15 protein-coding genes are annotated in these 13,697 nt (G+C 59.4%); 3 read left to right on the top strand and 12 right to left on the bottom strand.

All coding sequences use genetic code 11. The annotated features are described in order from the left end of the window. Positions 1 to 84: 84 nt before the first annotated feature. Together MRBLPB4O_RS03780 and MRBLPB4O_RS03775 are read right to left on the bottom strand one after the other, a co-directional pair. Complete coding sequence (locus MRBLPB4O_RS03780; protein ID WP_174244663.1) at positions 85 to 870, bottom strand: hypothetical protein; 786 nt, start codon at positions 868 to 870, stop codon at positions 85 to 87. 289 nt (positions 871 to 1,159) lie between these two features. Further along, positions 1,160 to 2,368 carry an MFS transporter gene (locus MRBLPB4O_RS03775; protein ID WP_025755032.1) on the bottom strand — a complete coding sequence of 403 codons (1,209 nt, stop codon included), beginning with the start codon at positions 2,366 to 2,368 and terminating at the stop codon, positions 1,160 to 1,162. Between the two features lie 88 nt (positions 2,369 to 2,456). Here MRBLPB4O_RS03775 and MRBLPB4O_RS03770 point away from each other — a divergent pair, with 88 nt between their 5' ends. After that, entirely contained in the window at positions 2,457 to 3,251 is a 795-nt protein-coding gene (locus MRBLPB4O_RS03770) for a helix-turn-helix transcriptional regulator (protein ID WP_027614750.1), read from the top strand. A 105-nt stretch (positions 3,252 to 3,356) separates the two neighbouring features. Here the strand turns inward: MRBLPB4O_RS03770 and MRBLPB4O_RS03765 are convergent, their stop codons facing one another. Further along, the gene (locus MRBLPB4O_RS03765; protein ID WP_050587800.1) at positions 3,357 to 3,767 is read right to left on the bottom strand and encodes a helix-turn-helix domain-containing protein; all 411 of its coding nucleotides are present in this window, start codon (positions 3,765 to 3,767) and stop codon (positions 3,357 to 3,359) included. An 80-nt stretch (positions 3,768 to 3,847) separates the two neighbouring features. On the opposite strand from MRBLPB4O_RS03765, the gene MRBLPB4O_RS03760 reads away from it, so the two are divergent. Next, complete coding sequence (locus tag MRBLPB4O_RS03760; RefSeq protein ID WP_025754652.1) at positions 3,848 to 4,924, top strand: catalase family peroxidase; 1,077 nt, start codon at positions 3,848 to 3,850, stop codon at positions 4,922 to 4,924. Next, the gene (locus MRBLPB4O_RS03755) at positions 4,924 to 5,523 is read left to right on the top strand and encodes a cytochrome b (RefSeq protein ID WP_025754653.1); all 600 of its coding nucleotides are present in this window, start codon (positions 4,924 to 4,926) and stop codon (positions 5,521 to 5,523) included. The genes MRBLPB4O_RS03760 and MRBLPB4O_RS03755 overlap by 1 nt, the downstream gene beginning before the upstream one ends. A 108-nt stretch (positions 5,524 to 5,631) precedes the next feature. On the opposite strand, the gene MRBLPB4O_RS03750 is transcribed toward MRBLPB4O_RS03755, so the two are convergent. The 9 genes from MRBLPB4O_RS03750 to MRBLPB4O_RS03710 form a co-directional block, all read right to left on the bottom strand. Continuing rightward, the gene (locus MRBLPB4O_RS03750; protein WP_025754654.1) at positions 5,632 to 6,588 is read right to left on the bottom strand and encodes a LysR family transcriptional regulator; all 957 of its coding nucleotides are present in this window, start codon (positions 6,586 to 6,588) and stop codon (positions 5,632 to 5,634) included. A 61-nt stretch (positions 6,589 to 6,649) separates the two neighbouring features. Continuing rightward, complete coding sequence (locus MRBLPB4O_RS03745; protein ID WP_025754655.1) at positions 6,650 to 7,636, bottom strand: amidohydrolase family protein; 987 nt, start codon at positions 7,634 to 7,636, stop codon at positions 6,650 to 6,652. Continuing rightward, entirely contained in the window at positions 7,633 to 8,205 is a 573-nt protein-coding gene (locus tag MRBLPB4O_RS03740) for a 3-hydroxyanthranilate 3,4-dioxygenase (protein ID WP_025754656.1), read from the bottom strand. Before MRBLPB4O_RS03740 ends, MRBLPB4O_RS03745 begins: the two co-directional genes overlap by 4 nt. A gap of 20 nt (positions 8,206 to 8,225) precedes the next feature. Beyond that, positions 8,226 to 8,651 carry a RidA family protein gene (locus MRBLPB4O_RS03735; protein WP_025754657.1) on the bottom strand — a complete coding sequence of 142 codons (426 nt, stop codon included), beginning with the start codon at positions 8,649 to 8,651 and terminating at the stop codon, positions 8,226 to 8,228. Next, entirely contained in the window at positions 8,644 to 9,438 is a 795-nt protein-coding gene (locus MRBLPB4O_RS03730) for a fumarylacetoacetate hydrolase family protein (RefSeq protein WP_025754658.1), read from the bottom strand. The genes MRBLPB4O_RS03735 and MRBLPB4O_RS03730 overlap by 8 nt, the downstream gene beginning before the upstream one ends. Continuing rightward, the gene (gene mhpE / locus MRBLPB4O_RS03725; protein ID WP_025754659.1) at positions 9,435 to 10,463 is read right to left on the bottom strand and encodes a 4-hydroxy-2-oxovalerate aldolase; all 1,029 of its coding nucleotides are present in this window, start codon (positions 10,461 to 10,463) and stop codon (positions 9,435 to 9,437) included. Before mhpE ends, MRBLPB4O_RS03730 begins: the two co-directional genes overlap by 4 nt. Beyond that, entirely contained in the window at positions 10,460 to 11,392 is a 933-nt protein-coding gene (locus MRBLPB4O_RS03720) for an acetaldehyde dehydrogenase (acetylating) (RefSeq protein ID WP_025754660.1), read from the bottom strand. Before MRBLPB4O_RS03720 ends, mhpE begins: the two co-directional genes overlap by 4 nt. Before the next feature lie 11 nt (positions 11,393 to 11,403). Next, the gene (locus MRBLPB4O_RS03715; RefSeq protein WP_025754661.1) at positions 11,404 to 12,213 is read right to left on the bottom strand and encodes a fumarylacetoacetate hydrolase family protein; all 810 of its coding nucleotides are present in this window, start codon (positions 12,211 to 12,213) and stop codon (positions 11,404 to 11,406) included. Positions 12,214 to 12,228: 15 nt separating this feature from the next. Beyond that, positions 12,229 to 13,689, bottom strand: coding sequence for a 2-hydroxymuconic semialdehyde dehydrogenase (locus tag MRBLPB4O_RS03710; protein ID WP_025754662.1), 1,461 nt, complete (start codon positions 13,687 to 13,689; stop codon positions 12,229 to 12,231). Positions 13,690 to 13,697: the final 8 nt, after the last annotated feature.

The raw sequence follows: 13,697 nt of genomic DNA, 5'->3' as shown, positions 1-13,697 counted from the left end.
ACGATCACTGCTGAACTTTACAGCGAGAATCATAAGCGAGCAACTCGGGTATCGAGTGATAAAAAACCAAGCCTTCTTAACTCTTCATCTACCCCTATTTGATATAATCGCTAGCAAAGACACTGAGTATGCGCCCGACCAGGCATGATCTTGCACTGTTCTGAGCATGCGCTGAGTTGGAATGGCCCTAAGCGTCTGCGTTGATGGATCGTATGCGTGAACTGAAAGGCCTAGCTCTATCGCCAAAGACACCTGCTTGAACCAATAAAATTTGCCACCCCGTGTGTACTTTTCCTCCGTTAATAGGAGATCGTAATCGCGGATGACGTAACTGAATAGCACCTTTCGCGAAATATCGCGAAGCACTAAAGCGTGGCGACTTCCCGCCGATCTCCACAAGTCATGCCGCGCAACAAGTCTGAAACTCAATTGGGGAATATGCGACAGAGTTATTCTCATGTAATAGGCCACGCATAATTGAGCGTCGTCCACGAGGGCGATCTCGAATTCATTGTCACTGGTCGGATCAAGCCGATGGTCAACGCGGATCAGGCGGTACCCAGGCTCAGCACAGTAACCTGTCTCGCCACCAATATTACTCATCTCCTCAGACCTGGTAAGAGCTGCATACATCGCAGCATTCTCTGCAGTTCGTGTTAATAACCGTGAAAAATCAGCTTGCTCTTGGTTAGTAAGGGGCATGTCGGTTGCCTCGGTGAAGGTGTACTCATACAGCAGGGTCCACCAGCATAGTTTTACACATAAATGGATCGCATTAATACCGATGAGTTGTGGGTCAGCCGATGGGGTGCGGAGGGCTGCTCGTTCTTTGCTTTTTAGCTGATGTGATTTTCGTGAAGAAGGGGCCACTTAGAGCCTCTGCTTTGCGGCCCAACCTCAGCAAATAGGTGGAAATCCTCCTGCACTGACTAGTAACTATCATGCATGCTGACCAGCCGTTTGCGCTCGACGTGACCAGTCGATTTAATTCGATAACACCTGTCGCTTATTGACGGAGGAGCGAAATAAGTAATTGACGATTGGCCGCTAACGACCCACAGCCGACATTCGCGTAAGCTACCAATGCTGTCGATCGGATGGCAGCGGGCTTCGGGACGTCAACTCAGCCGCAAGCCGATCCGACAAGCACTGCCTCCCCTCACTCAGAACCAGTAAATTCTGCGCAGCGATAAGAGGGTTCGAGTTGGACGTTGCGTCCTGCCAAAATGCCGGTGAATGCACCTGCGATAGAGATGGCGGCGGTGGTCAGCAGCGGTGCAGTCCAACCACCGGTTAAGTCATGCAGATGCCCCAGCAATATCGGGCCTGCCGCTGCCATCAAATAGCCCACACATTGCGCCATTCCTGAAAGTGCAGCCGCGTCAACGGAGTTCTTTGTGCGCAAACCGATGAACGTCAGGCCGAGCATCATGCTGGCGCCAGAGCCAAAGCCTAGGAATGCGGCCCACCACATAGCGTGGCCTGGCGCATAAATAAGTCCGATAAGTGATAAGGCTGTTAGCAGACTGACGGTAGCGGCCGCCAGTCTTTGGTCTGTGAGACGGCGAAGCGTGGCCGCCAGGATCAAGCCGGGAATCGCTGTAGTCAGTTGAAGCGTGCCGTGTATTGCTCCTGCTTGTTCGGGGGATATCCCATGGTTCATCAGAATAGTAGGAAGCCAGCTCACTGTGACATAAAAAGGCATCGCGTTGAGCCCCATGAACAGGGTGACCTGCCAGGCAAGCGTCGAACGCCATACAGCCACAGATGCCGCTTGGTTCGGGCTGGGCAGGCTCATGTGTTCTTTAACTTTCAACTGCGGTAGCCACACCAACATCGCCAACAGCGGGGCTGCCACCACCAAACTCAGGGCTATCGACCATCCCCATGATTGGGTCAGAGGAACGATAGCGGCTGACGCAACAGCACCTGCTGCGCCCATCGTGATGGAGTAAGCGCCGATCATAGACGCCATTTTCGATGAGAAATCGCGTTTAATCAGGCTGGGAAGAAGCACATTGCCAAGGGCGATTCCGGTGCCTATCAGTATCGAACCAGCGTACAACGCCCACGCGCTACCTGCGGAGCGGAGCAGGATGCCCACTGAAATCACCAACAGAGCACCGAAAAGGGTGCGCTCAGTACCGGACCTTCGGGCGACCGCAGCGCTGAGCGGGGAGAACCCCGCAAAAGTAAGGAGTGGCAGTGAAGTGAGCAGGCCCAGTGCTGATGCACTCAAGCCAAAATGATTCTGGATTAGCGGCAGAATGGGCGCGATGCCCGTGAAGGGAGCGCGCAGATTAACGGCAATAAGCAGGATGCCCGCGACGAGCATGGTGGCCTGCCACTTGTTTTTTGGATCTGACATATTCTCAAGCAGTCCTCTGAAAAAAAGGCAACTGTAGAGAGCTTGAGAGTTATAAAATATAGATATCAAGCCACATGATACCTAAATCATGCCATTCTCAAAAAATGTCATTTCCTCACCAGAAGATTTCGATTCAGACCTTTTTTTCCAGGCAGCGATTGCACTCAAGGTTGTGCCGGAACCTAATCATTCCGGCACCGGCACACATGATCATCGTAAAGGCCAACTGATCTTGTCTTTGCGGGGGGCGGTGAGCTGTGAGGTGCAGAACGCAATCTGGCTTGTGCCCCCCCAGCACGCGGTATGGATCCCCGGCGGCACGCCGCACAGTTGTCGTGTAACCGCGAATGCCAGTACCTGCTTTCTGTTCGTCGAGCCCAGCGCAGCTGTCATGCCTGATGGATGCTGTACACTTGCTATTACGCCGCTTGTCCGGGAGTTGATCCTGCACCTTGTTGAGCAAGACCGCTCTTGTCTTTCAGAGGGCAAGGCCGCGCGGTTGGTTGCAGTCCTACTCGAGCAGCTTTCCGATGCGTCGGTGACAGAGCTGCACTTGCCAATATCAGACCATCCGAAGATCAAACACATCGCGGATACGCTCTTTGCTACTCCCGGCGACCGCACCACCCTGCGCGAATGGGCCACTCGGCTTGCGACTAGTGAACGAACGCTGGCCAGGCTAATTGAAAGCAAGACCGGGCTCAGCTTCGGGCGGTGGCGCCAGCAGCTGCATTTGATGATCGCACTCAGCCATTTGGCAGAGGGGGTATCCGTGCAACGTGTGGCGGGCATTCTTGGATATGACTCCGTTAATGCCTTCATTACGATGTTCAAGAAAGCCTTAGGTAAGTCACCTACCCAGTACTTCTCTTCTTTGCGCTAACACTCTGCTGGCGAATCCGAGGGGCCGAAGCTATCAAAAACTAGTGTTTACACAGTGGCCGTTGTTTAAATCAGGTAATGGAAGCTATGAGTCGTCAAGACCCCGCTAGGCTTTAGGGACTTTATGAAGATTCATCTCCAACCAGTCGCCGAGTGCCGCAACATGCGCGGCGGCTTCCTGACCAAAAGGGGTCAGATCATATTCGACCCACGGAGGGACAACGGGATATGAAGTCCGGCGCACGAAACCATCGCTTTCCAGCCGCTGAAGGGTCTGCGACAACATCTTTTCGCTGACGCCGTTCACTTTGCGACGCAGCTCACTGTAACGCAGCGTGCCGTCAATTAACGCAATCAGGCATAGCATTCCCCACAGACTCGTAACGTGAGACAGCACTTCCCTGGCCTTGCATTTGCCCGTGAATAGGTCGCCGCGCCTGAGCTTGGCGGTCAGCGTGTGCTCGTCAAGCGCGGATGAGCGCTGGGGGTTGCCGGTGTCTAAGCGAGAGTCAGTCATGCTACTAACCAAAAGGTGCGTACTTCCTTAGGGTGGGGTAGCGAACTTATAGTGCGTGCGGATCATCGGTCAAGGTCAGGGTGAGCGCTTTGCAACGTCCCACATTCAACAAACGCTGGATGCCCGTGCTGGCCATCACAGCCATCGTCGGCGCACTGGCACTGTCATTCGCCTGGGCCGCCGGGCTGGTCGGGGGCCGAACGACCACTCGAACGTTTCTCGGTGACTCGCTGCAGCACTTCGAACCGGGCTATCGTCGAGCGCATGGTAAGGGCATCTGTTTCGCAGGAGTTTTTCGCAGCAGCAATGCAGCGGCGTCGCTCTCGACCGCTCGAGTGTTCGCCCAGGATGAAGTCCCGGCAATCGGACGTTTCTCGATCGGGTCCGCCGACCCCCATGCGCCGGACGCCTCTACCGCCACCGTGAGCATGGCCTTGTTGTTGAGTGCAGACGACAGATCTCAATGGCGGATGAAGCTGAACAATGCCCCCTACTTCCCTACGCGTGATGCCGAGGGGTTCCTGGCACAAAGGCACGCATTCGAGCCCGACCCGACCACCGGACAGCCTGACCCCACGCGAGTCGCGGCGTTCTTCGAAAAGTACCCGGAGGCTCGCAAGGCGGTGGAGTACAAGGCGACTGCGCCTTGGCCGAGCAGCTTTGCGCAGGCCCAGTACAACGTCATCAACGCATTTATCCTGCTTGCGGCAGATGGCACACGCCAGCCCGTGCGCTGGTTCATGCGGCCCCACGCTCCCTTCCATGGCCTCTCCCCAGAAGAGCGGGCGCGATCCAGCCGTGATTTCCTGTTCGACGATATCAAGAAGCGGGTGGCACAAGCGCCCGTTCGCTGGGATCTGGTACTGCAATTGGCGCAGGCGGGAGATCCGGTCGATGATCCGTCACAACCCTGGCCCGCCGAGCGACAGCAAGTGGTCGCCGGCACGCTGGAAGTGACCAGCGTTCGCGATCAGCGCGAAGGGGGCTGTCGCGATATCAACTTCGACCCCACCTTGGTGCCATCCGGTATCGCGCTGTCGAACGATCCTGTGCTAGCAGCGCGCGCGGGTATTTACTCGCACTCTTACAATGCACGTCTGCGCGAAATCGCGTTCGGCAGGGCAACCGACGCCATTGGCCAGCAGGAGCACAAGTGATGCAAGACGTACCAACTACCCGTACGCGCAGTCCCCGGCACTTCAACCTGACCGCCAGGCTACTGCACTGGGCAATGGCGATCGCCATCATGGCCATGCTGTTCATCGGGGTAGCCATGATGAGCTCATTAGCCCTCCGTCCCGTGTTGATCGACGTGCATCAGCCGTTGGGCATCGCCATCCTTTGCCTCGCACTGGTGCGCCTGGCCAATCGCTTCTGCCGGCCTGTGCCGGCACTGCCCGCAAGTATTCCCCGCTGGCAAGCCGTAGCCGCCCACCTGTTGCACGGCTTGCTCTACCTATTGATGGTGGGGTTGCCAGTGCTCGGCTGGGCGGTGCGTTCGGCAGGCAACTGGCCCGTCATCCTTCTGGGCGACTGGAGCTTGCCTGCGCTGGTTCCGGAAAATCCGGTGCTCTACGCATGGCTTCGGCTGGCACATGGCGCTCTGGCGTGGCTGCTGTTCGCGATCATCCTGGGACATCTGGGCGCCGCATTGATGCATGCCTGGGTACTAAGAGACGGTGTTTTCTCCAGCATGGCCCGAGGCGCCAGCGACGAACGAGCTAAAGCTGGATCCGGCTCGCGGCCCACGTCTTGATGCGTTTGAATATCCCGCGCGGGCGTTGAACCGATAGCGGTCAGCCCTGACTGGCCGCTCTCGCCTTTTGGCGGAATAACCATCACTGGTTCTACCGGGGGGCGACTGTCAGTCGCTGATGACATGCCGCTCGCAGGCAAGTCGGGTGCATTCCCTAAAAAGCTTGGCGGCAGGCCCGGGGTCACGGTTATGGGGATAAAAACAGCCGATCCCGCCGAAACGTAAGGGCGTGCCGAAGGTGAAGCTTCGAATCCCGCCCTGACCAGACAATTGCCGAGCCGTCTCCATCGGCAGCAAACCCACAGTCTTCTGGTCCTGCATCAACGCTACGTTGGTAAGCACCGACAGCGACTCGATTACATTGGCTGGCAGCGGTAAATCAGCCTCGGCAAAAAGCCCATTGACGGTACGACGTAGTGACGAGCCGGGTGGCGGCAAAATCCACGGATAGGCCTGCAAATCGGCCAAGCTCGACACGGCCTGATCGTGTAGCGGGTGTCGGCTTCCGGCAACGATCGACAAAGACTCCACGTAAAGCGAGTCAACGCCCAACGTCCGGCTCTCCTCCCGCCCCCGCCAGTCGTCAGGGATCCTCCCGATCACCAGGTCCACCTCACCCACTATCAAGGCGGGGAAGAGTTGATCGAATTGCCCGATCCGCACCGACACCAGCACCTGCGGGGCGCGCTCCTTGAGCAGCCGTAGCGCGAGCGGCAACAACGATGCCGAAGCTGAAATTAGCGTGCCTACAACCACATGGCCTGCCCCCCCCTCGTGATGAGCCTGCACTTCATCAGTTAGCGCCCTAAGCTCTGCCAGCATTGCACGGGCTCTGCGCAGCACTACCTCGCCCAGCTCCGTCAGGCGCACGCCGCGATTGCTACGTACCAGCAACGGCGCGGTGAAGTACGACTCTATCTCATGGATAACTTTGGTGACGGCAGGTTGAGTCATGTTCAATATCTGAGCGGCACGTAGTAGTGAGCCGCTCTGCACGACCTGGTCAAATACCACCAGTTGGTAGAACTTCAGCTTGCGCGAAACCGTGAGTACGCTTGATTTCATGACGCTCCTCGGCAACCACGACTTTTTTCCGATCAGGTTGCCGCTCGTTCGCGATGGCCAATCAGATGCCGAAGAATCCCCGGGCGTTCTCGGCGCAGATACGCGACTTGTCCTGCTTGCTCAACTGCGGATGCTCCAGTACACCAGCGCCAATTGCCTGTTCGCCTAGCGGGAAGGGAGAGTCGGAGCCGAGCATGACGCGGTCTGCCCCCATCACGTCCACCAGCAAACGCAGCGCACGAGGGTCGAAGACCGCCGAGTCGACGAAGAAACGTTTGACATAGCTAGACGGCAGTTCCGGGCAATCCTCTCGGACAATATCTCTATGGCGCCAGGCGTTATCTACCCGTCCCAGGAGGAAGGCGAAGCCGCCGCCGCCATGGGCGAAACAGATGCGCAGGGACGCCGGCAAGCGTTCGAAAGCGCCAGACAGGATCAGCGACAGGATACCCAGCTGTGTTTCCGCCGGCATCGCGACCAGCCAAGGCAACATCCATTTCTTCATGCGCTCGCCGCCCATCATGTCCCACGGGTGCACCAGCAACGGGATATTTTCCACCGCACAGTGGTGCAGGAAGGTGATCAGGCCCGCTTCGTCCAGATCGTGGTGGCCCACGTGATTGCCGATTTGCACGCCGACATGGCCACAGGCCTTTGCCCGGCTGGCCTCAAGGCAGGCCGCCTCGATATCTTGCAGGGGTACCTGGGCCAGCACCTTGAGGCGATCGGGTATCAGGGCCGTCATCTCCAGGGCCCGATCGTTCATCATCTGTGCCCACGGCAGCGCCTGCGCGATAGGTTGGTCGTAGCCGAACATCACCGGCGTTGCGCACATCACTTGCACGTCCAAGCCCTGCTCATCCAGGTGTTCGATGCGGCGCTGCGGATCCCACAGCACATCATGTACCGGACGGAACGGTTTATCTCCCAGCATGATCTGCCCCTGACGCCCCTCGGTATGCAGCCAAGGGCCACGCTGAGGACTCAGGCGGGCGGCCTCGGCTTGAGTAATGCGGGGAAAAAAGTGCGAATGGATATCGATTTTCATAAGCCGTGGACCTCACGCAGCGTCTTGTGCCAGGTCTGCCAATCGCGGCCTGGGTGGATTTCGCCGCAACCAGGGCAACGACGCTCATCATCGGTGGTGGTATAGAACTGGTCGTATACCGGTGGAAGATCGGCAACGATGCTCTTGAGCCTCAACTCATAGCGCCGGACCACGGTGCCGCAGTGCGCACAGGACCACTGCAAGGCGTCGGACTGCCCTTCCGGGCGGCGATGCTCCACCACCAGACACAGACTGCCGGGCTCAGGACGCTGCGGCGAATGGATAACGTGGGGGGCCATCAGGTAGATGTCGCCTTCCTTAAGGTCGACGCGCTCGTAGCGACCTCGGTCCCAGACGTTCAAGTAGGCATTGCCCTTGAACTGGTAGAAAAACTCCTCCACCGGATCGTCATGGAAGTCGGTGCGCTGATTAGGCCCACCCACCACGGTGACCATGTAATCGCTGTCCTGCCATATCTGCTGATTGTTCACCGGCGGCTTGAGAAGGTGCGCGTGCTCGTCGATCCAGCGGTTGAAGTTGAAAGGGGCGCTGAAGTGATGCTTGTCCATGGTTGTTTTCTCCCTACGGTTCAGCGACGACGCGGCGCGTACGCTATGGCCTTGATCTCGATACGTAGATGGGGGTGTGGCAATTGGTGTACGGCTACGGTGGTGCGGGTCGGGCCGCTTTCGTCAAAGTATTCGGCGTAGACGTCGTTGTATCCGCCGAAGTCGTTCATATCGACGAGGAAGCTGCTGATCTCCACCACGTCTGCAAGGCTTGCACCTGCAGAGGCGAGGATGTCGCGCATGTTCTCGATCACTGCGCGGGTCTGCGCCCGAATGTCTAGCTGGGTGGTGCCCATGGCATCCACCTCTACGCCGACAAAACTGTTGTCCGGGCGCCGTGAGCTGGTACCGGATACGAACAGGAAGTCACCCGCACGCTTGATATGCGGAAAGCGCCCACGCGGTGTGGCCTTGCCAGCAACGACAGTGGCGTTGAGGTCACTCATGGCTGACGCCTCCGTGGTCACCGCGGACGCTGAAGCTGCTCTGCCCAACGCCATGGACATCGACACTGACATGCACGCCTGGGTACAACGCCACCGCAGCGCAGGCGGCGCCTGCCATCACCAGGCTACCCGCGGGCAATTCGAGTTCGGCGGCGTGCAGCAGGCGTGAGGCGTGCACCAGGCTGCGCAGCGGATTGCCGAGGATTGCAGCCGTGGAGCCGGCCTGAGCCACACGCCCATCCAGGCGCATCACTACGCCGGCGTTGTCCAGCCCAGAGAAGTTGCTCGACCAAGGGCCAATGGTGAGGCCGGCCGAGGAGCAGTTGTCCGCCACCACATCCTCCAGGCTGAACTTGAACGCCTGGTAGCGTGAATCGATGATCTCCAGCGCCGGCGCCACGGCCTCGACATAATTGCCCACTTCCAGCAGGGTCAGCGGGCGATCAATCGCACGGCGCGTTAAAAAGCAGACCTCCGGCTCGACTCGCGGATGAATGTAGCGCGCCAAGTCGATCAGGCCGCCGTCCTCTTCCACCATGGTGTTGCTGAGCCACCCCCAGATCAGGCTATCCACCCCCATTTGCACCATCTTCGCGCGGCTGGTGAAGCCCAGCTTGATGCCGATGCTGTGCTCACCATCGGCATAACGACGCTGCATGGAGGCGCGCTGGATCCGGTAGGCGTCATCCAGGGAAAAGGCGGTGCTGCCACTGAACTGTGCCAGTGGTTCGGCGCTTCGCGCCGCTCGGTCAAGGGCTTCGGCGATACGAGCAATATCGGTATTCATGCACGCTTCTCCAGCGATGGCTTCAATAGGTCGAGTGCGACGTCAACGATCATGTCTTCCTGGCCACCGACCATCCGCCGCTTGCCCAGCTCGACGAGGATGTCCACGGCCTTGATGCCATAGCGGGCAGCGGCCACTTCGGCGTGGCGCAGGAAGCTCGAATAGACCCCGGCGTAACCCAGGGCCAGCGTTTCACGGTCCACCCGTACCGGGCGGTCCTGTAGCGGGCGCACCAGGTCGTCGGCGGCATCCATCAGCGCGTACAGGTCGGTACCGTGCTGCCAGCCAAGCTTGTCGGCAGCGGCGATGAACACTTCCAGCGGTGCGTTGCCGGCGCCGGCGCCCATGCCGGCGAGGCTGGCGTCGATGCGGTCGCAGCCCTCCTCCACGGCGGCGATGGAGTTGGCCACGCCCAGACTGAGGTTGTGGTGGGCATGGATACCGGTCGACGTCGCTGGGTCGAGCACAGCCTTGACCGCACGGAAGCGCGCACGGATGTCGTCCATGTTCATCGCCCCGCCCGAATCCACCACATAGATGCAGGTGGCGCCGTAGCTCTCCATTAATTTGGCCTGCTGCGCGAGCCCTTCAGGTGTGTGCATATGGCTCATCATCAGGAAGCCAACGGTGTCCATGCCCAGTTCACGGGCATATTCGATGTGCTGGCGCGAAACATCTGCCTCGGTGCAGTGGGTGGCCACGCGAACAATGCGAGCACCGGCGTTATAGGCGCTCTTCAGGTCATGGAGGGTGCCAATCCCTGGCAACAGCAGCGTGGCGATCTTGGCGTGGTTGACCGCGTCGGCCGCTGCTTCGATCCATTCGAGGTCGGTGTGGGCACCGAAACCGTAGTTGAAGCTGGAACCCTGCAGGCCATCGCCATGGGCGACTTCGATGGAGTCGACCTTGGCGCGATCCAGCGCCGTGGCGATGGCACGCACGTCATCCAGCGAGTACTGGTGACGGATGGCGTGCATGCCGTCCCGCAGGGTTACGTCACTGATATAGAGCTTCTTGCCGTTCATACCGACGCCCCCATTGCTTGTGCCATGCGCTCGGCGGTGGCCAGCGCGGCGGAGGTCATAATGTCGAGATTGCCGGCGTAAGCCGGCAGGTAATGGGCGGCGCCTTCCACCTCAAGGAACACCGAGGTCTTGAGACCGGTGAAGGTGCCCTGCCCAGGCAACCTCAGGCCGCACACGGGTTCGAACTGCACCTGCTGTTTGAGGCGGTAGCCCGGCACGTAGGCCTGCACTGCGGCGGCCATTTCCTCGATGCTCGCCGCAATTCGCTGTTGGTCGGCGGCTTCGCTCAGCACGTACACCGTGTCGCGCATCATCAGCGGCGGTTCCGCGGGGTTCATGATGATGATCGCCTTGCCCTTGGTCGCGCCGCCTATCACTTCGATGGCCTTGCTGGTGGTCTCGGTGAACTCGTCGATATTGGCGCGGGTGCCGGGGCCGGCGGACTTGCTGGCAATCGAGGCAACGATCTCGGCGTAGTGCACCTTGGCCACCCGCGATACCGCTGCGACCATTGGGATGGTCGCCTGGCCACCGCAGGTGACCATGTTGACGTTGGTCGCCTGCAGGTGCTGCTCGAGGTTTACCACCGGCACGCAGTACGGGCCGATGGCCGCCGGGGTCAGGTCGATGATGCGCAGGTCGGCCTTGTGCTGGCGCAGGACGGCGTCGTTCTTCACATGGGCACCAGCGCTAGTGGCGTCGAAGACGAAATCGATGTCCCTGAACACCGGCAGGCGGGTCAGGCCCTGCACGCCTTCGTGGGTGGTGGTCACGCCCAGGCGGGCGGCGCGGGCCAGGCCGTCGGAGGCCGGGTCGATGCCGACCATCGCTGCCATCTCTAGGTGCTTGGCGTTGCGCAGGATCTTGATCATCAGGTCGGTGCCGATGTTGCCGGAACCGATGATGGCTACTTTGCGTTTCTGGCTCATTTAGGGCCCCCTTACTCGGCTTGAGCAAAGGACGCAGTGACGCGGCCCAAGCCCTGGATCTCAGCGGTAAACACATCGCCCGGGCTCACCGACACCATAGGTCCCAAGGCACCGGTCAACACCACGTCACCGGCACGCAATGGCTCGCCGAGACGGACCATGGTATTGGCCAGCCACACCGCCGCATTCAGTGGGTTTTCCAGGCAGGCTGCGCCGGCTCCGACCGATACCGGCTCGCCGCGTAAAGTCAGGCGCATGCCACAATTGACCAGGTCCAATTGCCCCAGGGATACCGGCTGACTGCCCAGGACAAACAGCCCGGACGAAGCATTGTCGGCGACCGTGTCGAGCAAACTGATGTCCCAGTTGGCGATTCGACTGCCGACGATTTCGATGGCCGGCAGGGCGAAAGCAGTGGCACGGATAATGTCGGCCAGGGTGTGGCGCTCATTGCACAGATCGCGCTCCAGAACCAGGGCGATCTCTGCTTCTACCTTGGGCTGCTGGCATTCACTCCAGCTGATAAGCTGGCCGTCACCTCGGGCCATCTGGGCAAACAGCCGACCAAAGTCCGGTTGGTCAACCCCCAACTGGCGCTGGACAACACTGGAGGTCAAACCGATCTTGTGACCTACCGGGTTCCAGCCTGCGGCAATGTCGGCGGCGTTGTTGTACTGTTGCACGGCGTAGGCCTGCTTTAGCGCGGGTTCATCTTGCTCGGCAGCCGCACGCTCGATGAGATCGCGTACTGGCGCACAGGGCCTGCCCTGTTCACGAGCCCGGCGCAGACACGCTGCTGCTTCAGCGATTGCTGGATGCATGGAGTTCTCCTGTCCTTACGGATTGACACAAATGGTGGTGAGCTCGGAATAGAAATCCAGCGAGTGGCGCCCTCCTTCGCGGCCAAGCCCAGACAAGCGTGCGCCACCAAAAGGCGTACGCAGATCGCGCAGGAACCAGGTATTGACCCACACCATGCCGACATGGATACGTCGAGAGAGACGGTGGGCCCGCTTCAGATCGCGAGTCCACAGAGAAGCAGCCAGGCCGTAGGCCGAATCATTGACGCGTTGCAGCACTTCCTCGTCGCTATCGAAGGGCGCGATATGACAGACCGGACCGAACACTTCTTCGCGAATGCAGCGAGCGTCATCGGCAAGGCCGGTCCAGATAGTCGGCTGGATAAAAGCGCCCTGGTCGCGCTCGTCGCCAAATGTCGGCACACCGCCGCCACTGACCACTGTCGCGCCCTCTGTCACAGCCAACTGGAAGTAGCCCAACACCTTGTCGCGGTGTTTATGGGAAATCAGCGACCCCATGTTCACGCCGTCTTCGTCGGGATAGCCGATCTTCAGCTTCTCGGCGCCTGCTTTGAGCGCCGCGACAAAGCGCTCGTAGATCGACCGCTCGACGTAGACCCGCTCCGTGCATAGGCAGACCTGGCCAGAATTGGTGAAACTGGAACGCAGCACACCGGCAACTGCCGCATCAAAATCGCAATCTGCAAAAACGACTGCGGCATTCTTGCCACCCAGTTCGAAAGACACCTCACGTACGCCCTCGGCAGCAGCGCGCATGATGGTCGAGCCGGTGCGCGACTCACCGGTAAAGGTGATGGCATTGACGCCAGGGTGGCGAGTAAGAAACTCACCGGCAGAATCAGGGCCAAAGCCATGCACAAGATTGAATACACCGGCGGGCACACCGGCCTCGTGCATGACCTCGGCCAAAAGCGTGGCACTGGAAGGCGTATCTTCCGATGGTTTGACAACCACAGAATTACCACAGGCCAACGCTGGCGCGACTTTCCAGGTAAGCAGCAACAGCGGTAGGTTCCACGGCGAGATGATGGCCACCACGCCGTGCGGCTTACGCACGGTATAACTGAACACATCCGTACCATCGCCGGTGCGCATTTCAAAAAGCTCGCTACCGCCGTGTCGCACTAAATCAGCGAAGGTACGGAAGTTCTGCACGCCCCGTGCAACATCCAGGCTGCGCGCCTGATGCACGGGCCGACCAGTATCAGCGACTTCGGCAGCCACGAAGTCTTCAAATCGACGCTCGATGCCATCGGCGATCCGCTCTAGCAGATCAGCCCGCTGGGCAGTACTGAATCCAGCCCACGGCCCCAATTGAGCGCCTGCCGCCGCTTCGACGGCAGCATTCACTTCATCTTCACCAGCCTCACATACCTGGCCCAATAGGCTCCCATTGACAGGAGAGATGTTGTCGAACCTGCGGCTGCTCTCGACGAAAGTCCCAGCGATATAGTGACGTAGCAAATGTTTGGACACAGCGCCCT

Source organism: Pseudomonas sp. LPB4.O (assembly GCF_038383825.1).
Lineage (GTDB): Bacteria > Pseudomonadota > Gammaproteobacteria > Pseudomonadales > Pseudomonadaceae > Aquipseudomonas > Aquipseudomonas putida.
This window is presented reverse-complemented; position numbering and strand designations above follow the sequence as displayed.